The following is a 26,709-nucleotide window of genomic DNA, read 5'->3' as shown; positions in this document are numbered from 1 at the left end:
AGCAATAGCGCTCTTACTAAAAGCGGGTTGATGATAACTCAAAAAAGAGACTTCAGCCAACGCTATGTTTTTAAAGTACTTATACAGACCAGAGATGTGCTTAAGCAACCTGCGCTGCCATTGTTGAACTTGAAACATCTTAACGCGCGGGACTGAATCGCAGCATCGAACAGTCACTTGGCGCGATGAAATCTGTACCCATTATTACAAACAACTGTATCTTTCTCAGTCGAACTCCTTCGCGTTTGCTGTAGCGATCCGGGAAGTTCCATGTCGAAATTAGGGATCACCCGGGCCGTTCGATGCGACTAGGGAGGGAGACCGTTCGCATGGTTTTGCAGGAGTGGGATATGCGTCGACTCTGTGAACAGCGATTCAGCAGACGTTTCTCTGATGTCCTTCCGAACCCCGACGCGAAGGGTCCGGTACATCAATTCAGCGCACAGATTTTTTGAGGGAGAACCAGATCCATGAAAAACACAACGAGGTTGGCATGCTGATGCGCGGTCTGGAAAAGCTGACAAGCGCAATCTCAGAAGTCATGGGCCGCATAGGCTGGTTTCTCATCTTGTATTGCATGGCGTTTGGCGTGTCGGACGTATTCATGCGCTATGTACTGAACGCGCCCTCCCAGTGGATCGGCACCACATTGCAAGCTGCGATGGTGTTGTTGGCCTGCACCGGCGGCGTCTATGCGTTGCAGCATGACAGTTTCGTCAAACTCGACCTGTTTTATGCAAACGCCAGCAAGCGGTCAAAAGCGATTTTGGATGTCCTGACGGCACCGATTGCAATCCTGTTTCTGGTCGCATTGATCTGGAAGGGTTACGAAGCCGCATCGCTGTCTCTGATGCTTAATCAGAAGACCCCGACATCCATTCCGATCCCGATTTATCCGATCAAATTTGCGATCCCACTCAGCGGTGCAATGGTTCTCTTGGTGGTCCTGAAACACTTGCTCCGCGATCTGCAAACGATCTTCGGGCGCAGTTAGGCACGCTGGCTTGGGCGCCTGCAAATACAAACGAAAATAGACTGATCCACTAACGAGGAGGAATAAACATGAAACCAAACAGGTTTGTGCACACAACCATGTGGGCAGGCGCCATAGCCGTGACCGCAAGCATTGCCGTCGCACAAGATGGGCCGCCGGATGAAGTAACCGAGTGGACCTTCCAGCCCGCATTTGACCAGACCGATGCCGGCTGGGACAATGGCCTGATCCCTTGGGTTGAAGCAGTTGAAAAAGCGACTGAAGGCACGGTCAAAATCCGTGTTGAGCCCGCAGGGGCGCTGGTCAGTGGTGCAGAGGCCTTTGGCGCAGCGGCTGCTGGTCTGACCGATGGCTACGCGGGCTGGGGTTCAGTCTATGGTGGCGACATGCCCGAAGGCATGCTGGCGTTTGGCATGGCCATGGGCGCCGACAACACCGAAGAAGCGTGGGAAGTGATGTGGGGCAACCCCGACTACCGCGTTGGTGACATCGTGCAAGAGGCCGCCAACGCGCGGAACCTGCAGTGGGCAGGCTGGACCAACCAGGGACCGAACGCAATGTTCACCAAGTTCCGTGTCGAAAAACTGGAAGATCTGGAAGGCCGCAAGATGCGCGCCGGTGGACCCCAGGCCATCTTCCACTCGACCATGGGCGGCGCGCCGGTCTCGATGAACGGTGGTGAGATTTACACCGCAATCAAACTGGGCACCATCGAAGGCACCTACTGGGATACAGGCGGCATCGATGACATGTCGTTCCAGGAAGTTATCGACTATGCGATCATGCCCGGCTGGAACCCTGCTCAGCACCAGGAGATCTTCATCAACCTGCAGAGCTGGAACGCCCTGACCGACTGGCAGCGCGAAAAGATCAACGGTGTTTTCGAAGAAACCTATTTCGAAACCAGCCGCATGCATGCGGAAGGTGTCGAAGAAGCGCTTCAAATCCTGCGCGATGCCGGTGGTGAAGTAATCGAGCTGAGCGATGAAGAAGTTGCTCGTATGCGCGAGAAATCCATTGCCGAAGTGTGGCCGCAGGTTGCAGCCGCATCCGAGGGCAACGCCAAAGGCGTGGAAATCTTCAAGAGGTTCCTGGAAGACAAGGCGAACGCGCAATAATCCCGCGCAATGTCATCTTTCCAATATAGCTAAAACTCTTTCGCTGGCCCGATCGTCGGGCCAGCGGACCAGACGGGCGCATGTCAGTGTTAAAAGCACTGCTGACACACAACCCGGCAAAGACCGCGCGAACGGCCACTAGGTAGGGAAACTAAAGATCATGAGCCTCGAACTAATTACAGCGCTGTATTTCTTAATACTGTTTGGGATCCTTTTCATGGGGCTGCCGGTTGCGTTCGGCTTGGGTGGAACAGCGGTTCTATTTGCCCTGGTTTTCGAACCTCGCGCGCTGTTGTCCGTGCCCAGTGCATTCTATTCAACGCCTTGGAATTCGGTACTGGTCACAGTGCCATTGTTCTTGTTCATGGGCTCACTCATAAGATTTTCGGGGATAGCCGAAACGGCCTATGACGCCGTTTACAAGCTGATCGGCCACATTCATGGTGGTCTCGCGATGGGTACAGTTCAGGTCTGTACTGTTTTTGCTGCAATCACCGGCATCACACCACCGGCGACCACCACAATGGGTCAGATCGCCTATCCTTCGATGATGCGCTACAAATATGATCGCCGTATCGCGATCGGTTGTATCGCGGCAGGCGGTGCATTGGGTGCGCTGATCCCACCAAGCGTTCCGTTCATCTTCTATGGATTGCTGGCCAAGGTTTCGATCGGTGACCTGTTCATGGCGGGGTTGCTGCCCGGCCTGATGCTGGCAACTTTCTACACGATCTATATCGGCGTACGTTGTAAAATCCAGCCCGAGCTAGGCCCCGCCCTGCCCGCCGATCAGAAATTCACCCGCACCGAAAAACTGACCGCCGTTCTCAGCATCTGGCCGTTTGCCTTACTCATCATCATCGTTCTGGGCGTCATCTGGGGCGGTATCGCGACGCCGGCGGAAGCTGCCGCATTTGGTGCCGCAGGCGCCTTTGTCATCAACCTGATCTACGGCAAACTGACCTGGGAGGTGCTGAGGGAATCGTTGGTGTCCACCTTGAAGCTCAGCGGTATGGGGCTTTGGATTCTGATTGGTGCCACCGTCTATCTTAATGTGTTCAACACGCTTGGCAGCCAGGACCTGCTGACCAATCTGGTTCTTTCCATGCCCGGCGGTGCAACCGGCATCCTGCTGATGATGATGCTGATCATCCTCGTCCTGGGTATGGTGATGGATGATTGGGCCATCATCATGCTGTGCACACCACTGTTCATCCCGATTATCGACGAATTGGGGATCGACAAGCTGTGGTTTGGCGCGCTGTTCATCGTGAACATCCAAATCGCTTACCTGACACCTCCGTTCGGTTTTGTGCTGTTCTGGATCAAAGGGGTTCTGCCCAAAGATGTCAGCATGGGGGATGTCTACAATTCGGTTGGCCCGTTTGTGGCACTCCAGTTCGTTGGCCTGACCCTGATCTTCATCTTCCCGCAGATCGCCACCTGGTTGCCCAACATCCTGAAATAATCCGGAGGTACAGATGTATAACCATATCCTCGTTCCAGTCGCCCCAGATCACATCAACGACTGTGCCAAATCTCTGGATGCAGCAAGCCGCTTGCTATCGGATGGCGGGACAGTATCGGTGCTGTCCGTTCTCGAAGAACTACCTTCGTATATTGGGTCATACTTTCCACCCGAGCAGGTTCAGAAAAGCGTTTCTGATTTTGAGGACAAACTGAACGCATCGATGGAGTCTCCGAAGATCGGCACTCATGTTGTTACAGGTCATCCAACAAATTCCATTCTGGATTGGGCCGAGGAACACAAAGTGGACTGCATAGTGGTTGCGTCACACCAACCAGGCCTTTCGGACTATCTGATCGGTTCAACGGCTGCACGTGTTGTCCGCCATGCACATTGCAGTGTCGTGGTACTGCGCGACAAGTAGAGCAGAAGCATAACACCTGACAGGTGTTATGCGTGCAAGATGGCTGGCCAATGAGGCCAGCCATTGTCGTTCAGAACCCTTGCATCAGCATGTCTACGGCCACGGTGATCTGCTCGAAATCATCTTTCAGATGACCCACGGGTGATTTGAGGAGTCCCACAGGAACAGCAGCCATGAACTGGGTCACCATTACAACCTGCTCACCATCTATCAGGAACTCAGGGTTGAGGCGGGTCGCTGGTTTCGGCGCACGTGCTTTTGACAAAAGCGGCACCACTATGCGGGTATTCAGATCGCTCAGAAGATCGGTTTGCACATCCAGAAGATAGCCATCGCCGGATGGGTTGGGGAACACATCGTATTTTGGCATCAGAACTGACGAAAGCGGTCCAAGGGCAACCCGTGCCGTTCAACATACGAGTTTGAGCTTTGCAGTGCCTCCGCGTTTTCGGCCCTCCACTGTGCGGCCTTCGCAGCGGCAACGGCGGCACGCACTCCTTCTTCGGCGGCACGCGACAGGTTCACGTTCAGCGCTCTGGCCTCGGTGAGTAAAGCGCTATCAAGTGATAGATTGGTCGGCTTGCGTGGTTGAGCGTTCATTCTGTCTTAGCCTCCATGTGCCCGAGAATATCAATATACTATATGCGCGTCAAATATGCGCATATCTCCTAAAGGACTTCTCTGGCTTCGTGGCTCGTTCTTATGGTATTTCATTCAATGCTTATTGAACGAGAACCTAACGATTTCGGTTGAAATCGTCCTCTCATCCCCCTAATCACGACCCTACCTCGGGGTGCGCTAAAGACCGCGCTGAGATGCCAATTGGCAAACCCGTTGAACCTGAACCGGCTAGAACCGGCGGAGGGAAAGGTACAGGTTTCATCCATCCTTGCCCTCTCGCCGCATTGGAGGATGATATGAAACATCTGGCAATTGCTGCGGGAATACTGACTGCGACTTCGGCTGTGGCAGCCGATAAGCCCACGTTGACCGTATATACTTACGACAGCTTCGTTTCGGACTGGGGCCCCGGCCCGAAGGTCGAAGAGGCGTTTGAAGCGCAATGCGAATGCGACCTGAACCTTGTCGGCGTCGAAGATGGCGCGGCACTGCTGTCACGCATCCGGCTGGAAGGCGAAAACAGCGACGCCGATATTGTATTGGGTTTGGATACCAACTTGATATCGGCAGCTAAAGAAACCGGCCTGTTTGCACCTCATTCAGTCACTGCCGAGTATGCACTGCCCATCGAGTGGACCGACACAGTTTTTGCCCCCTACGACTGGGGTTACTTTGCATTTGTTCACAATGCAGATTTTGCCGCTCCTACCAGCTTCCGAGAGTTGGCAGATAGTGACATCAAGATCATCATTCAGGATCCGCGTTCATCGACACCGGGGCTGGGTCTTCTGCTGTGGGTCAAGGCCGCGTATCGCGATGAAGCCCAAGAAATCTGGGCTGACCTTGCTGACAATATCGTGACGGTGACCAAGGGCTGGTCCGAGTCATATGGCTTGTTCCTTGAAGGTGAGGCCGACATGGTTCTAAGCTATACGACCTCGCCAGCCTATCACCTGATTGCCGAGGAAGATGCCAACAAAGCAGCGGCAGCCTTTGACGAAGGCCATTATATGCAGGTCGAGGTTGCGGCCAAGCTAGCCAATTCCGATCAGCCCGAGCTGGCAGATCAGTTTCTGAAATTCATGGTGTCTGACGCGTTTCAGACGATCATTCCAACGACCAACTGGATGTACCCTGCCGTAACTCCATCTTCCGGTCTGCCCGAAGGTTTTGAAACTCTAACGATCCCTCAGAAGTCTCTGCTGTTTGATCAGGACCAAGCCGCCATTGCGCGGGAACAGGCGCTTTCGGAATGGTTGGGCGCACTCAGCCAGTAAACCCACTTCCCGGTGTCAGTGCGGCGGCCATCGTTGCCGCACTGATATTGGGCACGTTGTTCATGGTGGCGGTGCGGGCAGATGCAGGCGGCGGGTTTGGTCCAGCCGACTGGGCAGCCTTACGCTTCACCCTGTTGCAAGCAACACTCTCTGCAGTGTTCAGCGCTGGTCTGGCTATTCCGGTCGCCCGCGCGCTGGCCCGCCGCCGGTTCACCGGTAGGCGCGTCCTTATCACGCTGTTGGGCGCACCTTTCATCCTGCCGGTCATCGTCGCCATTCTGGGATTGCTTCAGGTCTTTGGCCGGGCAGGATGGATCTCGGACGCGTTGGGCTATTTCGGTCTGCCGCCCATTCGAATCTATGGGCTGCACGGTGTCGTTCTGGCCCACGTATTTTTCAATCTACCTCTGGCAACACGCCTGATCTTGCAGGGTTGGCAGGAGATCCCTGCCGAGCGTTTCCGGCTAACGGCCCAACTTGGGTGCGAAGGAATGGCAATGTTCCGTTTGATCGAACTGCCAATGCTACGCCGCATTCTGCCCGGAGTGTTGGCCGTGATCTTCGCCATTTGCCTGACCAGTTTTGCGGTCGCCCTGACGCTGGGTGGAGGGCCGCGCGCCACCACGATTGAACTCGCGATCTATCAGGCCTTTACATATGATTTTGACTTAGGGCGCGCCGCCTTATTATCCGCTTTGCAACTTGTCCTGACTGCAGCGGCTGCGTTGGCAGCCTTAAAGTTCTCGCGCGGCGACGGGTTCGGTACCGGCCTGAATCGTGAGATCCGGCGCTGGGATGGCCGAGGACCACTGCTGGATGCGTTTTGGATTATCACCGCCGCCGCGTTCCTGCTGCTACCTCTGGCATCCGTCACGATTTCGGGTATCGCTGGACTGTTTGAGATGCCGGTTTTGGTGTTCCGTGCCGCTATAATTTCAATCTGTGTTGCCGCCGCCAGTACCATGCTCCTATTACTGCTGGCACTGCCCATGGCGACAGCCGTCGCGACAGGCCGGTTCGGCATCGTCGAACTTGGCGGACTTCTTGGCCTCGCCGCCTCGCCCTTGGTCATTGGTACGGGTCTCTTTATTCTGATCCGCCCGCTGGCCAATCCTACAACTCTTGCGTTGCCGGTAACCGCGCTTGTGAATGCGGTCATGGCCTTGCCCTTCGCCCTTCGAATTTTGGTTCCCGCAGCGCGCGATGTGTTGGAACGGCACGGGCGGTTGGCGTTGGCCCTGAACATGAACAACTGGTCCTTCTTCCTGCGTGTCATGCTTCCGCGCCTGCGGCCCCAGATCGGTTTTGCCGCGGGCCTGACGGCGGCACTGTCCATGGGTGATCTGGGTGTGATCGCCCTGTTTGCAGATGCGCAGATCGCAACGCTGCCCCTGCAAATCTACCGCCTGATGGGCGCCTACCAGATGCAGGCCGCAGCAGGAGGCGCGCTGCTGCTGCTTATACTATCGATGAGTGTTTTCTGGGTTCTGGATCGAGGGGGTCGCTGGCATGCTGAAGCTTGACAATTGCATCATTGCAAATGGCGACTTCCAATTAAGCGCTGACTTTGAAGTCAAGGCCGGATCCAGCGTTGCGATCATCGGTCCGTCGGGGGCAGGAAAATCAACACTTCTTGAAACTATCGCGGGTTTTCGAGACCTGAGAAGTGGGCACATCCACTGGAAGGATCATGACCTATCGACATTACCACCAGGCAGTCGACCGATGGCAATGCTGTTTCAGGACGGAAACCTGTTTCCTCACCTGAGCGCCAAACAGAATGTCGCCCTGGGCCTAAGGCCCAATGGAGGTTTGACCGCAGACGACCAACACCACATTCAATCGGCCCTCGGCCGAGTTGGCCTGCAGGGAATGGCGGCCAGAAAGCCCGCCGAATTGTCAGGTGGTCAGCAAAGCCGCGTGGCGCTGGCGAGGATCCTTGTGCAAAAGCGTCAGGTGTTATTGCTCGACGAACCTTTCGCCGCCCTTGGCCCTGCCCTGAAAACAGAGATGCTCGATCTGGTCGCTGAATTAGTCGCCGAGACCAAAACCACCCTGCTTATGGTCAGCCACGACCCACGGGATGCGCTTCGGATAACCGACCAAACCGTATTGGTTGCGGATCAAATCGCACATCCACCTGCTGAGACCGAGACACTCTTCAACAATCCTCCGCCAGCGCTGCGCGATTATTTGGGCTGAATGAACTGATCCAGACAAGCGTCCAGCACCTCGTGCACACGCGGACCAATCTCGGGGGCCTCCGAAGCGCGCGGGCCTGCAATGTTCAGAACAGTAACAGGGTTGGCGCTCAGCCAATCCCGCACCTGTAGCGCGCAATTGGCCTCTCCTTTTCTGATGTCCACCACCAGATGCGGTTTTTCAGCATCAACCGCAAACTCAACCGTTTTCAGTGTGCCGGGACTGTCTGATCCGTCGATAAAAACAAGCGTGGCGTCACTCGCAAAGACGTTGAGCCTTGTCCGTTCAGCGACATCTTCAGACTTCGTTTCAACAAGCCCGCTGAGATGCGCCGGAATCAGCCCATCCTCATTGGTTCGGCCCTTCGGCACCCAGCCGCCGTAAGGGATGCCGTTTGCGCGGGCAAACTCCAATGCGGCAGTGTCTACGCCGGTTTGTCCACCTGATACGATTTTCTGAACACAACGCCCGAATGGGATTCCGTCTTGCTCGTCTCCCTGCGTCAACGCGCAATACCAAATTGAAACGGATCATTCTGCGCAAAGAAGAGCTTACCCTCTGCCATCACATGCGCCTGGCCAGTTAGCTTGGGGACAATGCCTCCGCCCTGCCCCGGCTGATAGGACAGCCTGTACGAACTTCCGATGATGCTTTCCTGAACGATTTCTTCTCCAGCGGACAAGCGCCGACTGGCCGCGAGGCAGGCCAGCCGGGCCGAGCTGCCGGTGCCGCATGGCGAACGGTCATAGTCATCGTCGGGGCACAGAACAAAGTTTCTGCTATGGATACATGCATTCGGTGAGGTGCCCTGAAAGATCACATGATCAACCGGCTCGCCATTTTCCCCGCCAACTTCTTGCGCAATGCAGGCTTCGCGAATTGCGATAGCCATGTCGGTCAGCGGGCGAATGTTCTCAGGCGCAATCGGGATCGGGCTTGGTTCAACAATGAAGAACCAATTGCCGCCATAAGCAACATCGCCGGTGATGGGGCCATACCCTGCAGTCTCGACCGTCACGGAATGAAGAACGCGGCGGCTTTCAATGTTGGTGACCTGCACGGTGTTGGCGTCCAGCAGATCAATCTTAACCTCACCTACCGGAGTTTCGATTCGGTGCGCGCCAACCTCGATCTGTCCAAGATGCGCCAATGTTACGCCCAACCCGATCGTCCCATGGCCGCACATGCCCAGTACCGCATCCGCGTCAAAGTAGATCACGCCCGCTTTGCATTCAGCACTGACCGGTTCGACAAGGAGCGCCCCGACCATGCCGGGCTGGCCGCGCGGCTCCAGTAGAACAGACTTGTAGAACCGCTCATGTTCCGTTGCCAGTCGCTTGGCGCGTTCAGCCAGTGATCCTGAACCCAGATCAGGCCCCCCTTCCAGAATGACCCGTGTGGGCATTCCACCGGTATGGCTGTCAATCACATGCATTCCGCAATGACCCCACCCTGACGAACCCAATCGGTAAACCACGACTTAAACAAATTGTACTGTTGCTCGCAGTAATTTCTTTGGGCGTCGGATAACACGTCGGTTTCATTGAAATGCAGGCGGTATTCCTCTTCGCCGTTCAGCACCAGCAAATGCTTGTAATAAAGAACAAGGTCTGTGCCCTCGTCAAAACTTGCCAGAACGCCAAATGCCTCGTCCAGTTCGCGCGCACGCAACCGTGCTTCTGCATGTCCCTCTGCTGCCTTTTTCGAAAGCGCCGCAAGCAACAATGCCTCTTTGGGCAGTGCCGTTCCTATCCCGGTGATCGATCCGGTGGCGCCGCAATTCACAAACCCATGGTAGACTTCAGTATCGACGCCTACCATCAAAGTGACCTGATCGTCCTGCGATGTAATATGTTCGGCGGCATAGCGCAGGTCGCTCTTGCCCCCGAACTCCTTAAAGCCAACCAAATTCGGATGCTCGGCCCGCAGTGCAAAAAACAAATCCGCACGGGTGGCAAACCCATAGACAGGGCTGTTGTAGATGATCGCAGGCACGTCCGGTGCCGCAGAAAGAATAGCCTTGAAGTGGTTCTTTTGCGCGGCAACCGATGAGCCTCGTGACAGAACCCGAGGGATAACCATCAACCCTGCCGCGCCGACCTTCTGTGCATGTGCTGCGTGCGCCACAGCGGAATTCGAGTTGATGGCACCCGTCCCCACGACAACCGGCAAGCCAGCGTCGACCAGTCGTTCCACGCCCTCCATCCGTTGGGCATCCGTCAGAAGCGGCCAATCCCCCATCGAGCCACAATAGACGACAGCGGACATGCCGGCCGCGATCATCTCTTTGCCCTTTTCGACCAGCGCGTCAAAGTCAGGTGTCCTGTCGGCCTTACACGGCGTCATAAGGGCAGGCATAGTTCCAGTGAAAATAGTCCGGTCCATGAGATATCCGTTTGCTCAGGTTGGTATTGGTATTCTGCGCGAAAGCGCCGTGGCCTGACGTGTCATTCCAGCGAAACCCACAGGACCCTGGCGTCTTCCTTACTCGTAGAAATACAGCCATGCCCCATACCGCTATCGTAGTACAGAGAATCTCCGGGTTTCATCGGTAAGGGGCGGTAATGCTCGGATACGAATATCAACTCGCCACTGATAACGTACATGAATTCTTCGCCTGTGTGCCTGATCCAGTTCTCATATTCTGATATGTCACGCGCTTTTATCGTCGCGATATAAGGAAGCATTCGCTTACTGGTCAGGTCCGAGCACAGCAATTCGTGCATGTAGGTCGGCGTAGTTCTTATCTCGCCTTGCCCTTTCGGCGTAAAATCACGTCGCCCCGAAATTCCCGATTGGGCGGACTGCAAGAACAGCTGTGGCGTATTCATGTCCAAGGCCTGTGTCAGCCGCCGCACGATCTCGAAACTTGGACGTGTCTGGTTGTTTTCGATCTTTGAAAGTGTTGATCGACCGATTCCCGCTTCGCGCCCGGCCTCCTCCAATGTCCAGCCTTTTGCGCGGCGTGCATCCCGGATCGACCGACCCAAAGCCGCCCCCTCGTCCTGTTCTTCCGGTCCGGCACCATCTTTCAGGTTGTCCTCAGACATGGGAATCTCCTTGTTTTATCAAAGCTTACTCATTTCCCCCGAGCCAAACAACTTTACTGTGATGAAATTTTTGTTGCCTTGCGTACACTAATTCCACTATAGGAAACAAAATTTCGTACACTGGAAACGAGATTACAGGAGGAGATCATGTTCACAAAACCGCTCACCGAGGCTGATCCCGTCATCGCAGCATCGATCGCACGCGAGGGCACACGCCAGGCTGAACAGATCGAACTGATCGCTTCCGAGAACATCGTCTCTCAGGCAGTGATCGATGCGCAGGGTTCCGTACTTACAAACAAATACGCCGAGGGCTATCCGGGTCGCCGCTATTATGGCGGGTGTGAATATGTGGATGAGGTTGAGGCCGAAGCCATTGATCGATTGAAGAAGCTGTTTGGCTGCGAATATGCAAACGTGCAGCCGCACTCGGGCGCGCAAGCCAACGGGGCGGTTAAGCTGGCACTACTCAGCCCGGGTGACACGATTCTTGGTATGTCGTTGGATGCTGGGGGTCACCTGACCCATGGCGCAAAACCTGCCCAGTCCGGCAAGTGGTTCCGTCCGGTTCAATATGGCCTGACCCAGGCCGGGCTGATTGACTATGATCAGGTTGAAGAATTGGCGAAAGCCGAAAAGCCCAAACTGATCATTGCAGGCGCATCGGCCTATTCGCAAAAGATCGATTTCGAACGCTTCCGCGCCATTGCCAATGAAGTTGGCGCGTGGCTTCTGGCAGACATGGCCCACATCGCGGGCTTGGTTGCGACCGGCCTGCACCCCTCGCCCATCGGGCACGCACACATTGTTACGTCGACTACGCACAAGACGCTGCGCGGTCCGCGCGGTGGGATTATTCTTACAAACGATGAAGCGCTGGCAAAAAAGATCAACTCGGCTGTTTTCCCGGGTCTGCAGGGCGGCCCCCTGATGCATGTGATCGCAGGCAAGGCAGTCGCATTTGGTGAAGCGCTGCAGCCTGAATTCAAAGAATATATGCAGCGCGTTGTCGACAGTGCCTCGGCACTGGCCAACGTGATGATGGCGCGCGGGTGCGACATCGTTTCGGGCGGCACTGAAAACCACCTTATGCTGGTTGATCTGCGCCCAGTCGGCGTAACCGGCAAAGACGCCGAAGCGGCGCTAGAGCGTGCAGGATTCACCTGCAACAAAAACAGCGTTCCGGGTGATCCCGAAAAGCCCACTGTCACCAGCGGCATCCGTCTTGGTACTGCCGCAGGCTGCAGCCGTGGGTTTGGACCAGAAGAGTTCAAACAGATTGGCCACATGATCGGTGATGTGTTGGACGCGCTGGCACAATCGTCTGACGGTGACGAGACCGTCGAAAAGGAAACCCGTGAAAAGGTCCGCGCGCTCTGCGCAAGCCACCCGATCTACTGAAAGAAGACCAAATGACTTACGATCTTATTGTCATCGGGGGCGGTCCGGGCGGCTATGTCGCCGCGATCCGCGCGGCACAGCTGGGCCTGAAAGTCGCTTGCGTTGAAGGCCGCAGTGCACTTGGCGGGACCTGTTTGAATGTGGGGTGCATACCCTCCAAAGCGTTGCTGACCTCCTCGGCCAAATATGCCGAACTTGCACATCTCTCCTCCCACGGTATTGCGGTCGAGGGGGCCAGCATCGATGTGCCCGCAATGATGGGACGCAAGGACAAGATCGTAGGCGACCTGACCAAGGGCATTGTGTTTTTGTTCAAGAAAAACGGCGTTGATCTGATCGAAGGGTGGGCCAGTATTCCGGCCGCTGGTCAGGTCAAGGTGGGTAACGAAGTCCATGAGGCCAAGAACATCCTCATTGCCACTGGTTCCGAACCTACTCCGTTGCCAGGAATTGAGATTGACGAGCAAGATATCCTCAGTTCGACGGGCGCGATTGCGCTAGAGAGTGTGCCCGAGCATCTGGTGGTGATCGGTGCCGGTGTCATCGGACTGGAACTTGGGCAAGTTTGGGCGCGTCTCGGAGCCAAAGTTACGGTCGTCGAATATCTAGACCGCGTGCTGCCCGGCATGGATGGTGAAATTACCAAACTGGCGCAACGCGCGCTGTCAAAACGTGGCCTGAAATTCCAGCTGGGCCGGGCACTGAAATCCGTCGACAAAACGGATACTGGCCTGACACTAACTGTGGACCGCGTCGGCAAGGACAAAGAAGATGTGATCGAGGCCGACAAGGTGTTGATCGCCGTGGGTCGCCGCCCAGTCACACGTGGCCTTGGTTTGGAAGAGCTGGGCGTGGCCGTGAACCAACGCGGTTTCATTGAAGTTGATGGCGCATTTCAGACATCTGTCCCGGGCATCTACGCCATCGGTGATTGCGTTCCCGGACCTATGCTGGCGCACAAGGCCGAAGAAGATGGTGTCGCCTGTGTAGAAATGCTGGCAGGCGAAGCTGGCCACGTCGATTACAACACTGTTCCCGGCGTGGTGTACACCGACCCCGAAGTCGCCTCGGTTGGTTTGACCGAAGAAGCACTGAAAGAATCCGGTGCCGAGTATTCGGTCGGCAAATTCGCCTTCATGGCGAACTCGCGCGCGCGTTCGACCGGTGAAACAGACGGTGCAGTGAAGGTTCTGGCAGACCCGAACGGCCAGATCCTGGGTGCGCATATTTGCGGAGCCCATGGCGGCGATCTGATCGCTGAACTGGTTCTGGCGATGACAAAGGGCGCAACGGTGTCCGAAGTCGCTGCAACCTGCCATGCGCACCCGGCCATGGGCGAGGCCGTCAAAGAAGCCTGCCTCGACGCCCTGGGCCGCGCGATCCACGCATAAGGAAGACCAGCCAGATGACCATCCAGCTTCGTCCTCGCCACCCGGAAAAAGCCAAAAAGGCCGACAGTGTCATCCCGCGCAAGCCCAAGTGGATTCGCAAGAAAAAGGGCGACAGCGCTGAATACTATGAAACTCGACGCCTCATGCGCGAGCATGATCTGGCGACGGTCTGCGAAGAAGCCGCCTGCCCCAATATCGGCGAATGCTGGTCCAAGCGCCACGCCACCATGATGATCATGGGTGAGGTTTGCACGCGGGGTTGTTCGTTCTGCAATGTCTCAACGGGTCGCCCGGATGCTCTGGATGTGTATGAACCTGGCCGTGTTGCGGCAGCGGTCAAGAAGCTAGGCCTGCGCCATGTGGTTGTCACATCGGTCGACCGTGATGATCTGGCAGATGGCGGGGCCGAGCATATCGCTCAGACCATCCGTGCCGTGCGCCATCAGAACCCCGGTACGACTGTCGAGGTTCTGACACCCGATTTTCTTGGAAAAGGCACTGCCTCAGAGGTCGTATTTGAAGCGGCGCCGGACGTTTTCAACCACAATCTGGAAACTGTGCCGCACCTTTATCCAACTGTGCGACCTGGTGCACGCTATTACACCTCGCTGCGTCTGCTGGATGATGCCAAACGCGCGAACCCGGAGCTTTTTACCAAATCTGGCCTGATGGTCGGGCTTGGCGAAAGTCTGGACGATGTCCGTCAGGTCATGGACGACCTGCGCGCGGCCAATGTCGATTTCCTAACCGTCGGCCAATATCTGCAACCGACCCCTAAACACCATCCGATTGACCGGTTTTGGACACCGGAAGATTTTGCCCAACTGGAACAGATCGCGCGTTCTAAGGGCTTTTTGCACGTGTCGGCAACACCGCTGACCCGATCATCGTTCCACGCGGACGAAGACTTTGCCGCCCTCAAGCAGGCCCGCCAGCGGGCTTTGGCGAACAGGGCATAAACCTAACGCAAATGGGAGGGAAACCATGGAAGCGTTAAATTCAATCGTAGGGGCCATCAATGGCGTCGTGTGGGGGCCGCTGATGCTGGTTCTCATTCTCGGCGTTGGCTTCTTCCTGCAGGTCGGCCTGAAGTTCATGCCGATCCTGCGCATTGGAACAGGCTTCAGCCTGCTGTTCAAAGGCCGCGAAGGTCAGGGCGAGGGCCAGATCAGCCCGTTCAACGCGCTGATGACCTCGCTATCTGCGACTATCGGTACGGGCAACATCGCTGGTGTGGCCACTGCTGTCTTCCTGGGCGGTCCGGGCGCCTTGTTCTGGATGTGGATGACCGCCCTGGTGGGCATGGCCACCAAATATGCCGAAGCTGTCTGCGCGGTGAAATACCGCGAAAAAGACGAGCTTGGTAACTATGTCGGCGGCCCGATGTACTACATCAAAAACGGCCTCGGCGCGAAATGGGCCTGGCTGGGTGTTGCATTTGCCCTGTTCGGCGCAATCGCGGCGTTCGGCATCGGCAACGGTGTACAGGCCAATGGTGTTGCACAGGTTCTGGAGTCGAACTTCGGCCTGAACACTTCGGTTACCGGCGTTGTCCTGATGGTTCTGACCGCGGCCGTGATCCTGGGCGGCATCACCCGCATCGGTGCGGTTGCAGGTAAACTGGTTCCGTTCATGGCGATTGCCTACATCGTCGCAGGCCTGCTGGTTCTACTGATCAACATCGGTAACATCGGCTCCGCTCTGTCGCTTGTTTTCACCTACGCCTTCACCCCGTCGGCCGCCGAAGGTGGTTTCGCGGGTGCTGCCGTTTGGGCCGCGATCCGCTTTGGTGTGGCACGTGGTGTCTTCTCGAACGAAGCCGGTCTGGGTTCCGCTCCGATCGCACACGCCGCAGCCGAGACCAAAGGTCCGGTCAACCAGGGCCTGATCGCGATGTTGGGTACGTTCATCGACACGATCATCGTCTGCACCATCACCGGTCTTGCTATCATCTCGTCGGGTGCCTGGACATCGGGTGAATCCGGTGCAGCATTAACCAGTCACGCGTTCGAACTGTCGCTGCCGGGTATCGGTGGGTATCTGATCGCCATCGCTCTGTCGATCTTTGCCTTTACCACCATTCTAGGCTGGTCCTTCTATGGCGAGAAATGTGTTGAGTTCCTGCTGGGCGTGAAATCCCTGATGCCCTACCGCGTCCTGTGGATCGTCATGATCTATTTTGGCGCAACAGCGGATCTGGGCTTCATCTGGCTGCTGGCCGATACGCTGAACGCGATGATGGCCATTCCGAACCTGATCGCCCTGGCGCTGCTGAGCCCGATCGTCTTCAAACTGACGAAAGAGTTCTTTGCCTCAGGTGGCAAGTCCGAAGAGCCAGGCGGCACACCCGCCGAATAATCTCGGATGAAAATACGGGGGGCCATCCCGGCCCCCCGGCTTCAAACAGAATTCCATTTCTCGAGGAGAGACGTGATGGCCACGAAAATCCTGCTGCCGATTGATCACACCGACGACCGTTCGTGGAAGAACGCCCTGCCGCTCGCACAAGAACAAGCAAAGTTCTACAGTGCCGAATTGCACGCGATTGCCGTCATTCCTGAGATCATCCAGTTGCCGAACCTGCCCGCCAACTATGGCGCAGGCGCAAAAGACCACGTGCGCAATGCGGTGCAGGCCATACTGGATCACAACGGTGCATCTGATGTGGCGATCCATATCGAAGAAGGCAGCGTCTATCGTGAGATACTGAAGCTCGCCTACAAAGAGGGTTTTGATCTGATCGTCATGGCTTCGACCAAAGGCGATTTTCCGAACTATGAGATTGGCCCGAACCTGGCCCGTGTCGTACGCAACGCGCATTGCACCGTCACGGTTGTTCGCGACCAGTCCCGCTGATTGAAAGGTTAAGTTGATGACCGAATTAAAACGCACGCCTCTTCACGCTTTGCATGTTGAGTTGGGGGGTAAGTTGGTTGATTTTGCGGGATGGGAGATGCCTGTTCAATATCCTTTGGGGATTATGGGGGAGCATAAGCAGTGTCGTGAGAAGGCGGCGGTGTTTGATGTGTCTCATATGGGTCAGGTGATTTTGCGGGGCGAGAATGTGGGTGAGAAGCTGGAAGCGCTTTGCCCGCAGGCCTATGCGACGCTGAAGGAAGGCAAGGCGCGGTACGGGTTCTTTACGAACGCAGAAGGCGGGATCATGGATGACCTGATCGTGTCGAATGCGGGCGATCATTACTTTGTGGTGGTGAACGCGGCGCTGCGGCATCAGGACATTCCGCATATGCGTGAGCACCTTGAAGGCGTTGAAGTGATCGAGATTTTCGACCGCGCGCTGGTGGCGGTTCAGGGCCCTGCGGCGGAAAACGTTGTGGGCGAACTGTGCCCCGCCGCGCGTGATCTAAAGTTCATGGAAACCACGGTTGCCGATATCAACGGTGTTGAGTGCCGTATCTCGCGGCTGGGCTATACCGGCGAGGATGGCTACGAGATCTCGATCCCCGAGGACAAGGCGATCGAGATCACCAAAGCCTTTCTGGCGCATGAGGATTGCGAGCCGGCCGGTCTGGGCGCGCGCGACAGCCTGCGGCTTGAGGCAGGTCTGTGCCTTTATGGCAATGACATCGACCAGAGCACCTCGCCGGTCGAGGCCTCGCTGGGCTGGGCGATGCAAAAGCGCCGCAAGGAAGAGGGCGGTTTCCCGGGCGCGGCCCGCGTGCAAAAGGAACTGGCCGAAGGTCCCGCGCGCAAGCTGGTGGGCATCAAGCCCGAAGGCCGTGCGCCTGCGCGTCAGGGTGTGGAAGTGCGGTGCCTTGAGGGCAACAGCATCGGTCAGATCACCTCGGGCGTGTTTGGCCCCACGGTGGGTGGACCGGTGGCGATGGGCTATGTGAGCAAAGGCCATGGCGAGCCGGGCGAGAAGGTGAACCTGATCATCCGGGGCAAGCCGCAACCGGCTGAGATCGTGGCGCTGCCCTTCGTCAAACAGAATTACAAGCGTTGAAGTCAGGAGAGAGAGACATGGCAACCTATTATTCCGAAGAGCATGAATGGCTGAGCGTTGACGGCGACACCGCCACGCTGGGCATCACCAAACACGCCGCCGAGCAGTTGGGTGACGTGGTGTTCGTGGAACAGCAGGAAGCAGGCGACGAGTTCGAAAAAGGCGGCGAGATCGGCGTGATTGAATCCGTCAAGGCGGCGTCCGAGCTTTACGCACCGGTCGACGGCGAGATCACCGAGGTGAACGAGGCGCTGGCCGACAATCCCGGCGCGCTGAACGAAGACCCCGAAGGCGAGGCCTGGATCTACAAGATCAAGATCGCGGACGCCTCGCAGCTCGAAGACCTGATGGACGAGGCCGGCTACAAGGCCTTCATCGGTTAACTCAGGCGGCGGGTCCGTGCGCGGCCCCGCCCCTTCATCTGTTTCCAAATACTTCCGCCGGAGGCTCCTGCCGTCTCCGCCGGGCCTGACCTATCCTTGAGGAGCGCACACATGGCCTTCAAACTGACCGATTACGAAGCCTATGACTTCGCCAACCGCCGCCATATCGGGCCCAGCCCGACCGAGATGCGCGACATGCTCAAGGTGATCGGCTTCAAGACGCTAGACGAGCTGATCGACGCCACCGTCCCGCCCGCGATCCGGCAGAAAGAGCCGCTGGACTGGGGTCCGGCGATGACCGAGCGCGATGCGCTCTTTCACATGAAAGAAGTGGCGAGCAAGAACAAGGTTCTGACTTCGCTGATCGGTCAGGGCTATTATGGCACCACCACGCCGGCGCCGATCCTGCGCAACATTCTGGAGAACCCGGCCTGGTACACGGCCTACACGCCTTATCAGCCCGAGATCAGCCAGGGCCGACTTGAGGCACTGTTGAACTTCCAGACCATGGTCAGCGACCTGACCGGGCTGGACGTGGCCAACGCGTCCTTGCTGGACGAAGCCACAGCTGCCGCCGAAGCGATGGCCATGGCCAAGCGCGGCGGTCGGTCCAAGGCCAACAACGCGGCCTTCTTTGTCGACAAGAACTGCCACCCGCAGACCATCGCGGTGATTAAAACGCGCGCCGAGCCTCTGGGCATCGAGGTGCAGGTGGCTGATCCGGACACGCTGGATGCGGGCGCGGTCTTTGGCGCCATCTTCCAGTACCCCGGCACCCATGGCCATGTGCGCGACTTCACCGCCGAGATTGCGGCGCTGCATGAACACAAGGCGATTGCCATCGTCGCCGCCGATATCCTGTCGCTGGCGCTGCTGAAGTCGCCCGGTGAGATGGGCGCGGATATCGCCATCGGCTCGACCCAGCGCTTTGGTGTGCCGATGGGCTATGGTGGCCCGCACGCCGCGTATATGGCGACCACCGACAAGCTGAAGCGCTCGATGCCGGGCCGGATCATCGGTGTCAGCATCGACAGCCGGGGCAACAAGGCTTACCGCCTGGCGCTGCAGACCCGCGAACAGCACATCCGGCGTGAGAAAGCCAACTCGAACGTTTGCACCGCGCAGGCGCTGCTGGCGGTGATTGCCTCGATGTATGCCGTGTATCACGGCCCCGACGGCATCAAGGCCATCGCGCAATCGGTGCACCGCAAGACCTCGCGTATGGCTGCCGGTCTGGAAGAGGCAGGCTTTGCTGTGGAGCCGGAAGTGTTCTTCGACACGATCACGGTTGAGGTTGGCCATCTGCAGAAAACGGTCATGGAGGCCGCTGTGGCCCGGGGCGTCAACCTGCGTAAGGTCGGCGACACGAAAGTGGGCATCAGCCTGGACGAACAGACCCGCCCCGAGACCATCGAGGCGGTCTGGGGGGCCTTCGGCATCGACCGCAAGGATGACAGCTCGAACGTGGCCTATCGCCTGCCGGATTACGCGCTGCGCGAAAGCGAGTACCTGACCCACCCGATCTTCCACAAGAACCGGGCCGAGGCCGAGATCACGCGCTACATGCGCCGTCTGGCCGACCGCGACCTGGCGCTGGACCGGGCGATGATCCCGCTGGGCTCGTGCACCATGAAGCTGAACGCCACGATCGAGATGATCCCGGTCACCTGGCCCGAGTTCGGCAACCTGCACCCGTTCTGCCCCGAAGATCAGGCGCAGGGCTATCATGAGATGATCGATGATCTGAACGACAAGCTGTGCCAGATCACCGGCTATGACGCGATCAGCCAGCAGCCCAACTCGGGCGCGCAGGGTGAATACGCAGGCCTCTTGACCATCCGCAACTATCACTTCGCCCGGGGCGAAGGGCAGCGCAATGTCTGCCTGATCCCGACCTCGGCGCATGGGACCAACCCGGCCTCGGCCCAGATGGTGGGCTGGCAGGTTGTGCCTGTGCAGGCGGATGAGAATGGCAACATTGATCTGAATGACTTCCGCGCCAAGGCTGAAAAGCACTCCGATCATCTGGCCGCCTGCATGATCACCTACCCCTCGACCCATGGCGTGTTTGAGACCACCGTGCAGGAGGTCTGCCAGATCACTCATGATCACGGCGGTCAGGTCTATATCGACGGCGCCAACATGAACGCCATGGTCGGCCTGTCGCGTCCCGGAGACATCGGCGGTGACGTCAGCCACCTGAACCTGCACAAGACCTTCTGCATCCCCCATGGCGGCGGCGGCCCCGGCATGGGTCCGATCGGCGTCAAGGCGCATCTGGAGGAACATCTGCCCGGCCACCCGGAATACGGCACTGCCGTGGGTCCGGTCTCGGCGGCGCCCTTTGGGTCGCCCTCGATCTTGCCGGTTAGCTGGGCCTATGTGCTGCTGATGGGCGGCGCGGGTCTGACCCAGGCCACGAAAGTGGCGATCCTGAACGCTAACTACATCGCGGCGCGGCTCAAGGATGCCTACCCGATCCTCTACACCTCGGAAACGGGTCGCGTAGCGCATGAATGCATCCTCGACACCCGCCCGCTGGACGAGGCGGCCCATGTCAGCGTCGATGATATTGCCAAACGTCTGGTGGACAGCGGCTTCCACGCGCCCACCATGTCCTGGCCGGTGGCCGGCACCCTGATGGTCGAGCCCACGGAATCGGAACCCATGGACGAGCTGGACCGCTTCTGCGACGCCATGCTGTCCATCCGCTCCGAGGCACAGGACATCATCGACGGCAAGATCGACGCGGAAAACAACCCGCTGAAAAACGCCCCCCACACGGTGCGCGATCTGGTCGGCGACTGGGACCGCCCCTACACTCGTGAACAGGCCTGCTTCCCCCCAGGCTCCATGGGCGTCGACAAATACTGGTCCCCCGTCAACCGCGTCGACAACGCATATGGCGACAGAAACCTCATCTGCACATGCCCTCCAATGACCGAATACATGGACGCAGCTGAATAAACCTCAATCAATAAACCCCCGCCAACTGGCGGGGGTTTTCGCCCATCGGAAACCTGTGTTCCGATCTGAGCCCATTTCCAGTGTCGTTTTCCGCTGATGAAGCGTCTTTTACGCTTGCTGCAGGTGCAAACGACCCATACCTCTGTGCGTGGGACACCCCTCCCCAACGAGGGGCGTGTATCTGGAAGGGTAATACACATGACTATCGAACAACCGGCGACGCGGCCGGCCAACCCGCGTTTTTCCTCGGGCCCCTGTGCCAAACCCCCCACATTTGATCTGACCAAACTGGCGGATGCCGCCTTGGGCCGCTCGCATCGGGCTGCTGTCGGCAAGGACAAGCTGAAGGCGGCCATTGAAGGCACGCGAGAGATTCTAAGCATACCGGCGGATTATCGCATCGGCATTGTACCAGCCTCGGACACCGGTGCGGTTGAGATGGCGCTTTGGTCTTTGCTAGGTGAGCGCAAAGTTGAAATGCTGGCCTGGGAAAGCTTTGGCGCGGGTTGGGTGACTGATGTGGTCAAGCAACTGAAAATCGACGCTGAAGTGAAAACCGCCGAGTACGGGCAGATCGTTGATCTCGCGTCCGTCGATTTCGCCAACGATGTGGTGTTCACATGGAACGGAACGACTTCGGGTGTGCGGGTCCCAGATGGCGACTGGATTGCTGATGATCGTCAGGGTCTGACGATCTGTGACGCGACATCCGCTGCGTTCGCGATGGACTTGCCATGGGACAAGTTGGATGTGACAACGTTCAGCTGGCAGAAGGTTCTAGGCGGAGAGGCGGCTCATGGGATGCTGATCCTGTCTCCGCGCGCGGTCGAGCGCTTGGAGAGTTACACCCCGTCATGGCCTTTGCCGAAGATCTTCCGCCTGACCAAAGGTGGCAAGCTGATTGATGGGGTATTCACCGGCGCGACGATCAACACACCCTCAATGCTTGCGGTTGAGGATTACCTTTTCGCGTTGGATTGGGCGCGTTCAGTCGGAGGCTTGCAGGGGCTGATTGCTCGTGCGAATGCCAATGCTGGCGCGGTTCATGCGTTCTGCCACCAAAATGACTGGATCGCCAATCTGGCCGAAGACTCGACGACTCAATCAAATACGTCGGTCTGTCTGAAGTTCACCGATACGCGCATTCAAGATGGTGCCGTTTTTGCCAAAGCCGTCGCCAAACGGCTTGAGGCCGAAAACATTGCGCTTGATATCGGTGCCTATCGCGACGCCCCTGCGGGTCTGCGCATCTGGTGCGGCGGCACGGTTGAGACATCAGATATCGAGGCGATGCTGCCCTGGCTTGCATGGGCTTTTGAAGCCGAGATTGCAGCGCAAACCGAAGCTGCCTGACCTTTTCTACCGGGCCGCATCCGGCCCGGACCTTCCACAATGTTCAAGGACCAAAAATATGGCTCCCAAAGTACTCGTCTCTGACAAGCTGAGCGAAACCGCCGTACAAATCTTCCGCGACCGTGGCATCGACGTGGATTTCATGCCCGATCTGGGAAAGGACAAAGACAAGCTGGCCGAGGTGATCGGTCAGTATGACGGCCTCGCCATCCGTTCTGCCACCAAAGTCACGCCAACCATTCTGGAGAAGGCAGACAAGTTAAAAGTCATTGGTCGTGCCGGGATCGGCACCGACAATATCGACAAGGATGCGGCCTCGAAAAAAGGCGTGATCGTGATGAACACACCGTTCGGCAATATGATCACCACCGCCGAGCATGCCATCGCGATGATGTTTGCCGTGGCGCGGCAGATCCCCGAAGCCAGCACCTCGACCCATGCGGGTAAGTGGGAAAAGTCCAAGTTCATGGGGATTGAGCTGACCAACAAGACCCTGGGCGTGATCGGCGCGGGCAACATTGGTGGCATCGTATGCGAGCGTGCTTTGGGTCTGAAGATGAAGGTCGTCGCCTATGATCCCTACCTTGGCGAAGAGAAAGCCGCGCAGATGGGTGTGGAAAAGGTCGAACTGGACGAGCTTCTGGCCCGCGCTGACTTTATCACTCTGCACGTGCCGCTGACCGATCAGACGCGCAATATCCTCAGCCGTGAGAATCTGGCCAAGACCAAGAAAGGCGTGCGCATTGTCAACTGCGCCCGTGGCGGTCTGGTCGACGAGGACGCGCTGGCCGAGGCGTTGCAATCGGGTCATGTCGCCGGTGCGGCCTTTGACGTGTTCAGTGAGGAACCGGCCAAGGAGAACGCCCTGTTCAACCTACCCAATGTGGTTTGCACACCGCACTTGGGTGCGGCCACGACTGAGGCGCAGGAGAACGTGGCGCTGCAAGTGGCCGAGCAGATCTCGAATTACCTGCTGACCGGAGCGGTCGAGAACGCACTGAACATGCCCAGTGTGACGGCAGAGGAGGCCAAGGTCATGGGGCCGTGGATCAAGCTGGCCGGGCATCTGGGCAGCTTCATTGGTCAGATGACGGATGAGCCGATCAAGGCAATCAACATCCTCTATGACGGTGTCGCTGCGAACATGAACCTGGCTGCGTTGAATTGTTCGGTCGTTGCCGGAATCATGAAGAAATTCAATCCCGAGGTGAACATGGTCTCGGCCCCGGTTGTCGCGCGAGAGCGTGGTATACAGATCTCGACCACCAATCAGGACAAATCGGGTGCATTCGAAGGCTATATCAAGGTCACTGTGGTGACTGAAAAGCGTGAACGCTCAATCGGTGGCACGGTGTTCAGCGACGGCAAGCCGCGGTTTATTCAGATCAAGGGCATCAATATCGATGCCGAGATCGGGGCGCATATGCTCTATACGACTAACGAAGACGTGCCGGGCATCATTGGTGCTTTGGGACAGACCATGGGCGAGAACGATGTGAACATCGCGAACTTTACTCTTGGACGATCCGAAGCCGGCGGTGAGGCGATTGCGTTGCTTTATGTTGATGAACCGGTACCAGCTGAGGCGCGCGCCAAACTCGCCGAGACAGGTCTGTTTACTCAGATCAAACCGTTGGAGTTCGACGTGGCCTAACGGTCGCTGTTGAACTTCTGTGACAGATTGATGCCCGCGCTTGTCCAAAGCGTGGGCATCGCCTTTTCAAAGTGCTGATTTTGCGCCAGAAGTGCGGCAATCACCATTGCCCGAGGGGAAGCTGATGACCAATCCGATCTACGCAATTGGAGATTTGCACGGCCGCGTGGATGAGTTCGAGCGCTCCTTGGCGCTGATCGAACGCGATGGCGGCGCCGATGTCGAGATCGTGTATCTGGGCGATTACGTTGATCGGGGCCCCGACAGCCGGGGCGTTCTGGATAGGCTGATCGCTGGTCGCGATGCGGGCAAGCGGTGGATCACTCTGCTGGGCAACCATGACCGGATGTTTTCATGGTTCCTCGAAGATGTCCCACGTCACGACCCGCATATGTTGGTCGGGTATCATTGGCTGCACGAGCGGTTGGGTGGTGTCGAAACACTACAAAGCTATGGCGTGTTCTTCGATCAGCAGACACGGCTCGAGGATCTGCATGCAACAGCGCGGGGTGCGGTTCCCGATGCGCATCGGATATTTCTGCAAGGGCTCATCGCCATGCATCAAACGCGCGAGATTGCTTTTGTCCATGCGGGCATTCGGCCCGGTATTCCGCTGAGCGAACAACGGGAAAATGATCTGGTCTGGATCAGGCAAACCTTTCACAACCACCGAGGTCCGCATCCGAAACTGATCGTCCATGGGCATACGCCGGTGGATCAATCAACGCATTACGGCAATCGCATCAACCTGGATAGCGGCGCAGGGTATGGCCGTCCGGTTGGCGTTGCGGTGCTCGAAGGACAGGATTGCTGGTTGTTGACGGACAAGGGTCGCGTTGCGCTTTTGCCTTGAAGATCAGGTCTTGGTGAAAAGGTCTTTGCAGCGGTCACGTAGGATGTTCTTTTGCACCTTGCCCATTGTGTTGCGGGGGAGCTCGTCCAGCAGGATCAACTGGCGGGGATGTTTGAACCGGGCGAGCGCGTCCCGAACCGCACCCATGATGGCCTCGATATCTGGCGTATGACCGGGGGTAGGGACCAGAATGCCAACCGGGGTTTCTCCGAAATCCGGATGCGGGACGCCAATTACCGCGCTTTCCAGCACGCCGGGTTGTTCGTCTAGCAGCAGCTCGATCTCTTTGGGGTAGATATTATACCCGCCCGAGATGATCAGGTCTTTGCCACGCCCGACGATATGGACATAGCCATCTTCATCGATCCGCCCCAGATCACCGGTGATGAAGAACCCGTCTTCGCGCAGTTCTGCGGCGGTTTTGTCGGGCATTTGCCAGTAGCCCTGAAACACATTGGGACCGCGCACCTCGATGATGCCGATCTCACCATCTGCTAGGGTTTGACCTGTTTTGGGGTCTGTGACCTTCAGTTCAACATCCGGCAGGGGAAATCCGACCGTTCCCGCCCGGCGTTCGCCGTCATAGGGGTTAGAAGTGTTCATGTTCGTCTCGGTCATGCCATAGCGTTCCAGAATGCGATGACCTGTGCGGTCTTCAAATTGAACGTGGGTATCTGCCAGCAAAGGCGCTGAACCTGAGATGAACAGCCGCATATCCTGAGTCAGATCTTGGGCGAAGCGGTCGTCGCTTAGCAGGCGGGTGTAAAACGTCGGCACCCCCATCATCGCCGTTGCCTGTGGCATCAGGCGTAACATATCTTCCAGGTCGAACTTCGGCAGAAATATCATCGACCCGCCCGATGCGAGGACGACATTTGTCGCAACAAACAGTCCATGCGTGTGAAAGATCGGCAGCGCGTGCAACAGCACGTCATCATCTGTGAATCGCCATTCCTGCACAAGGGTCTCCGCGTTCGACAGCAGATTCGCCTGCGTCAGCATTGCCCCTTTCGAACGCCCCGTCGTGCCTGAAGTATATAGAAACGCAGCCAGATCATCTTCGGATCGGTGGGCCGGCTGAAAGGCCGGAAGCATGCCTAGGGCGCGTCGCATCAGGCTGCCTGAACCGTCGGCGTTCAGCGTTTCAAGCCGGGCATTGTTCTTTTGCACGATCTCGGCAAGCCCTGCCTCGTTTGCCTCATCGCACACCACTAGTGAAGCGCCGCTGTTTTCTATGAAATAGCTCAGCTCTAGCGTCGTATAGCCAGTGTTCAGCGGAAGAAAGATCAGCCCGGCTTGCGCGCAGGCAGCATAAAGCGCCAGTGCTTCGGCGGACTTCTCTACCTGCACAGCCACGCGATCACCCGGTTCCAGCTCAAGACCAGTCAGGGCGTTCGCCAGACGGGCCGCCGTGTCCAGAAACGCGGCATGGGTCAGAGTCTGACCATCCGGAAGGCGCAAAAATGGCGTATCCTTGCCTGCATGGATGCCCAGCAAACGATCATAAAGCGGGTTGCCCATCCCGATATCCTTTCCAGCAGACGCGCACATTCTGCGGCAAATCTGTCGTGGAATTGGGGAAGCGT

At 57.4% G+C, this 26,709-nt stretch carries 25 protein-coding genes and 1 riboswitch; of the genes, 18 read left to right on the top strand and 7 right to left on the bottom strand.

Going from position 1 to position 26,709, the window contains the following annotated elements; all coding sequences use genetic code 11:
- Positions 1 to 493: 493 nt before the first annotated feature.
- From ACR0AW_RS08745 to ACR0AW_RS08730, 4 genes are all read left to right on the top strand, one after another.
- Complete coding sequence (locus tag ACR0AW_RS08745) at positions 494 to 994, top strand: TRAP transporter small permease subunit (RefSeq protein WP_170393772.1); 501 nt, start codon at positions 494 to 496, stop codon at positions 992 to 994.
- Positions 995 to 1,113: 119 nt separating this feature from the next.
- On the top strand, positions 1,114 to 2,112 hold the full coding sequence (locus tag ACR0AW_RS08740; protein ID WP_170625728.1) for a TRAP transporter substrate-binding protein DctP: 999 nt from the start codon (positions 1,114 to 1,116) through the stop codon (positions 2,110 to 2,112).
- Between the two features lie 160 nt (positions 2,113 to 2,272).
- Positions 2,273 to 3,580, top strand: coding sequence for a TRAP transporter large permease (locus ACR0AW_RS08735; protein ID WP_170393768.1), 1,308 nt, complete (start codon positions 2,273 to 2,275; stop codon positions 3,578 to 3,580).
- Between the two features lie 13 nt (positions 3,581 to 3,593).
- Positions 3,594 to 4,004, top strand: coding sequence for a universal stress protein (locus tag ACR0AW_RS08730; protein WP_170393765.1), 411 nt, complete (start codon positions 3,594 to 3,596; stop codon positions 4,002 to 4,004).
- Positions 4,005 to 4,074: 70 nt separating this feature from the next.
- On the opposite strand, the gene ACR0AW_RS08725 is transcribed toward ACR0AW_RS08730, so the two are convergent.
- Both ACR0AW_RS08725 and ACR0AW_RS08720 read right to left on the bottom strand, forming a co-directional pair.
- On the bottom strand, positions 4,075 to 4,374 hold the full coding sequence (locus tag ACR0AW_RS08725; protein WP_170509040.1) for a CcdB family protein: 300 nt from the start codon (positions 4,372 to 4,374) through the stop codon (positions 4,075 to 4,077).
- Entirely contained in the window at positions 4,374 to 4,604 is a 231-nt protein-coding gene (locus ACR0AW_RS08720; protein ID WP_170406922.1) for a type II toxin-antitoxin system CcdA family antitoxin, read from the bottom strand. Before ACR0AW_RS08720 ends, ACR0AW_RS08725 begins: the two co-directional genes overlap by 1 nt.
- Before the next feature lie 179 nt (positions 4,605 to 4,783).
- A riboswitch (TPP riboswitch) is annotated at positions 4,784 to 4,889 on the top strand.
- A gap of 32 nt (positions 4,890 to 4,921) precedes the next feature.
- Here ACR0AW_RS08720 and thiB point away from each other — a divergent pair.
- From thiB to ACR0AW_RS08705, 3 genes are read left to right on the top strand one after another with little or no spacing between them, the layout of a single operon-like run.
- Positions 4,922 to 5,902 (top strand): thiamine ABC transporter substrate binding subunit, encoded by a 981-nt coding sequence (gene thiB / locus ACR0AW_RS08715; RefSeq protein WP_170732605.1) that lies wholly within the window; start codon positions 4,922 to 4,924, stop codon positions 5,900 to 5,902.
- Entirely contained in the window at positions 5,878 to 7,425 is a 1,548-nt protein-coding gene (locus tag ACR0AW_RS08710) for a thiamine/thiamine pyrophosphate ABC transporter permease ThiP (RefSeq protein WP_170732604.1), read from the top strand. The genes thiB and ACR0AW_RS08710 overlap by 25 nt, the downstream gene beginning before the upstream one ends.
- Positions 7,412 to 8,104 (top strand): ATP-binding cassette domain-containing protein, encoded by a 693-nt coding sequence (locus ACR0AW_RS08705; protein WP_170732603.1) that lies wholly within the window; start codon positions 7,412 to 7,414, stop codon positions 8,102 to 8,104. The genes ACR0AW_RS08710 and ACR0AW_RS08705 overlap by 14 nt, the downstream gene beginning before the upstream one ends.
- On the opposite strand, the gene ACR0AW_RS08700 is transcribed toward ACR0AW_RS08705, so the two are convergent.
- From ACR0AW_RS08700 to ACR0AW_RS08685, 4 genes are all read right to left on the bottom strand, one after another.
- Positions 8,092 to 8,610, bottom strand: a complete 519-nt coding sequence (locus tag ACR0AW_RS08700; RefSeq protein WP_170732602.1) for a putative molybdenum carrier protein — start codon at positions 8,608 to 8,610, stop codon at positions 8,092 to 8,094. The genes ACR0AW_RS08705 and ACR0AW_RS08700 overlap by 13 nt on opposite strands.
- On the bottom strand, positions 8,607 to 9,539 hold the full coding sequence (locus ACR0AW_RS08695) for a 4-hydroxyproline epimerase (RefSeq protein ID WP_170732601.1): 933 nt from the start codon (positions 9,537 to 9,539) through the stop codon (positions 8,607 to 8,609). The genes ACR0AW_RS08700 and ACR0AW_RS08695 overlap by 4 nt, the downstream gene beginning before the upstream one ends.
- Positions 9,530 to 10,489 (bottom strand): dihydrodipicolinate synthase family protein, encoded by a 960-nt coding sequence (locus ACR0AW_RS08690; protein ID WP_480438916.1) that lies wholly within the window; start codon positions 10,487 to 10,489, stop codon positions 9,530 to 9,532. The genes ACR0AW_RS08695 and ACR0AW_RS08690 overlap by 10 nt, the downstream gene beginning before the upstream one ends.
- A gap of 62 nt (positions 10,490 to 10,551) precedes the next feature.
- On the bottom strand, positions 10,552 to 11,154 hold the full coding sequence (locus ACR0AW_RS08685) for an XRE family transcriptional regulator (RefSeq protein ID WP_170732599.1): 603 nt from the start codon (positions 11,152 to 11,154) through the stop codon (positions 10,552 to 10,554).
- Between the two features lie 147 nt (positions 11,155 to 11,301).
- Between ACR0AW_RS08685 and glyA the strand changes: the two genes are divergently transcribed.
- The 11 genes from glyA (at position 11,302) to ACR0AW_RS08630 (ending at position 25,123) form a co-directional block, all read left to right on the top strand.
- On the top strand, positions 11,302 to 12,555 hold the full coding sequence (gene glyA, locus ACR0AW_RS08680; RefSeq protein WP_170732598.1) for a serine hydroxymethyltransferase: 1,254 nt from the start codon (positions 11,302 to 11,304) through the stop codon (positions 12,553 to 12,555).
- Positions 12,556 to 12,566: 11 nt separating this feature from the next.
- Entirely contained in the window at positions 12,567 to 13,946 is a 1,380-nt protein-coding gene (gene lpdA / locus ACR0AW_RS08675; RefSeq protein ID WP_170732597.1) for a dihydrolipoyl dehydrogenase, read from the top strand.
- Positions 13,947 to 13,960: 14 nt separating this feature from the next.
- On the top strand, positions 13,961 to 14,905 hold the full coding sequence (gene lipA, locus ACR0AW_RS08670; RefSeq protein WP_170732596.1) for a lipoyl synthase: 945 nt from the start codon (positions 13,961 to 13,963) through the stop codon (positions 14,903 to 14,905).
- Between the two features lie 25 nt (positions 14,906 to 14,930).
- Complete coding sequence (locus tag ACR0AW_RS08665; RefSeq protein ID WP_170393738.1) at positions 14,931 to 16,304, top strand: alanine/glycine:cation symporter family protein; 1,374 nt, start codon at positions 14,931 to 14,933, stop codon at positions 16,302 to 16,304.
- Positions 16,305 to 16,379: 75 nt separating this feature from the next.
- Entirely contained in the window at positions 16,380 to 16,802 is a 423-nt protein-coding gene (locus ACR0AW_RS08660) for a universal stress protein (RefSeq protein ID WP_170776276.1), read from the top strand.
- Positions 16,803 to 16,818: 16 nt separating this feature from the next.
- On the top strand, positions 16,819 to 17,913 hold the full coding sequence (gene gcvT, locus ACR0AW_RS08655) for a glycine cleavage system aminomethyltransferase GcvT (protein WP_170732594.1): 1,095 nt from the start codon (positions 16,819 to 16,821) through the stop codon (positions 17,911 to 17,913).
- A 17-nt stretch (positions 17,914 to 17,930) separates the two neighbouring features.
- The gene (gene gcvH / locus ACR0AW_RS08650) at positions 17,931 to 18,296 is read left to right on the top strand and encodes a glycine cleavage system protein GcvH (protein ID WP_170393732.1); all 366 of its coding nucleotides are present in this window, start codon (positions 17,931 to 17,933) and stop codon (positions 18,294 to 18,296) included.
- 111 nt (positions 18,297 to 18,407) lie between these two features.
- Positions 18,408 to 21,263 carry an aminomethyl-transferring glycine dehydrogenase gene (gcvP, locus tag ACR0AW_RS08645; protein ID WP_170776273.1) on the top strand — a complete coding sequence of 952 codons (2,856 nt, stop codon included), beginning with the start codon at positions 18,408 to 18,410 and terminating at the stop codon, positions 21,261 to 21,263.
- A 198-nt stretch (positions 21,264 to 21,461) separates the two neighbouring features.
- A complete protein-coding gene (locus tag ACR0AW_RS08640) occupies positions 21,462 to 22,616 on the top strand; it encodes a phosphoserine transaminase (RefSeq protein ID WP_170732592.1) in 1,155 nt (384 codons plus the stop codon).
- Between the two features lie 58 nt (positions 22,617 to 22,674).
- Positions 22,675 to 24,270, top strand: a complete 1,596-nt coding sequence (gene serA / locus ACR0AW_RS08635; protein ID WP_170399107.1) for a phosphoglycerate dehydrogenase — start codon at positions 22,675 to 22,677, stop codon at positions 24,268 to 24,270.
- A 124-nt stretch (positions 24,271 to 24,394) separates the two neighbouring features.
- Positions 24,395 to 25,123, top strand: a complete 729-nt coding sequence (locus tag ACR0AW_RS08630; RefSeq protein ID WP_170732591.1) for a metallophosphoesterase family protein — start codon at positions 24,395 to 24,397, stop codon at positions 25,121 to 25,123.
- A gap of 3 nt (positions 25,124 to 25,126) precedes the next feature.
- Here ACR0AW_RS08630 and ACR0AW_RS08625 read toward each other — a convergent pair whose 3' ends face one another.
- The gene (locus tag ACR0AW_RS08625) at positions 25,127 to 26,644 is read right to left on the bottom strand and encodes a malonate--CoA ligase (RefSeq protein ID WP_170732590.1); all 1,518 of its coding nucleotides are present in this window, start codon (positions 26,642 to 26,644) and stop codon (positions 25,127 to 25,129) included.
- Between the last annotated feature and the right edge of the window lie 65 nt (positions 26,645 to 26,709).

Source organism: Ruegeria sp. C5 (assembly GCF_056537605.1).
The sequence above is the reverse complement of the archived record's forward strand: the minus strand, read 5'-3'. Positions and strand labels throughout refer to the sequence as shown.

Coding starts and splice junctions, on each gene's coding strand:
- ACR0AW_RS08695 (WP_170732601.1), bottom strand. CDS start 9,539: ATGCATGTGATTGACAGCCATACCGGTGGAATGCCCACACGGGTCATT.
- ACR0AW_RS08730 (WP_170393765.1), top strand. CDS start 3,594: ATGTATAACCATATCCTCGTTCCAGTCGCCCCAGATCACATCAACGAC.
- ACR0AW_RS08710 (WP_170732604.1), top strand. CDS start 5,878: ATGGTTGGGCGCACTCAGCCAGTAAACCCACTTCCCGGTGTCAGTGCG.
- gcvH (WP_170393732.1), top strand. CDS start 17,931: ATGGCAACCTATTATTCCGAAGAGCATGAATGGCTGAGCGTTGACGGC.
- ACR0AW_RS08625 (WP_170732590.1), bottom strand. CDS start 26,644: ATGGGCAACCCGCTTTATGATCGTTTGCTGGGCATCCATGCAGGCAAG.
- ACR0AW_RS08660 (WP_170776276.1), top strand. CDS start 16,380: ATGGCCACGAAAATCCTGCTGCCGATTGATCACACCGACGACCGTTCG.
- ACR0AW_RS08725 (WP_170509040.1), bottom strand. CDS start 4,374: ATGCCAAAATACGATGTGTTCCCCAACCCATCCGGCGATGGCTATCTT.
- lpdA (WP_170732597.1), top strand. CDS start 12,567: ATGACTTACGATCTTATTGTCATCGGGGGCGGTCCGGGCGGCTATGTC.
- lipA (WP_170732596.1), top strand. CDS start 13,961: ATGACCATCCAGCTTCGTCCTCGCCACCCGGAAAAAGCCAAAAAGGCC.
- ACR0AW_RS08720 (WP_170406922.1), bottom strand. CDS start 4,604: ATGAACGCTCAACCACGCAAGCCGACCAATCTATCACTTGATAGCGCT.
- ACR0AW_RS08705 (WP_170732603.1), top strand. CDS start 7,412: ATGCTGAAGCTTGACAATTGCATCATTGCAAATGGCGACTTCCAATTA.
- gcvT (WP_170732594.1), top strand. CDS start 16,819: ATGACCGAATTAAAACGCACGCCTCTTCACGCTTTGCATGTTGAGTTG.
- ACR0AW_RS08665 (WP_170393738.1), top strand. CDS start 14,931: ATGGAAGCGTTAAATTCAATCGTAGGGGCCATCAATGGCGTCGTGTGG.
- serA (WP_170399107.1), top strand. CDS start 22,675: ATGGCTCCCAAAGTACTCGTCTCTGACAAGCTGAGCGAAACCGCCGTA.
- ACR0AW_RS08685 (WP_170732599.1), bottom strand. CDS start 11,154: ATGTCTGAGGACAACCTGAAAGATGGTGCCGGACCGGAAGAACAGGAC.
- ACR0AW_RS08690 (WP_480438916.1), bottom strand. CDS start 10,489: ATGGACCGGACTATTTTCACTGGAACTATGCCTGCCCTTATGACGCCG.
- ACR0AW_RS08735 (WP_170393768.1), top strand. CDS start 2,273: ATGAGCCTCGAACTAATTACAGCGCTGTATTTCTTAATACTGTTTGGG.
- ACR0AW_RS08640 (WP_170732592.1), top strand. CDS start 21,462: ATGACTATCGAACAACCGGCGACGCGGCCGGCCAACCCGCGTTTTTCC.
- glyA (WP_170732598.1), top strand. CDS start 11,302: ATGTTCACAAAACCGCTCACCGAGGCTGATCCCGTCATCGCAGCATCG.
- ACR0AW_RS08745 (WP_170393772.1), top strand. CDS start 494: ATGCTGATGCGCGGTCTGGAAAAGCTGACAAGCGCAATCTCAGAAGTC.
- ACR0AW_RS08630 (WP_170732591.1), top strand. CDS start 24,395: ATGACCAATCCGATCTACGCAATTGGAGATTTGCACGGCCGCGTGGAT.
- gcvP (WP_170776273.1), top strand. CDS start 18,408: ATGGCCTTCAAACTGACCGATTACGAAGCCTATGACTTCGCCAACCGC.
- thiB (WP_170732605.1), top strand. CDS start 4,922: ATGAAACATCTGGCAATTGCTGCGGGAATACTGACTGCGACTTCGGCT.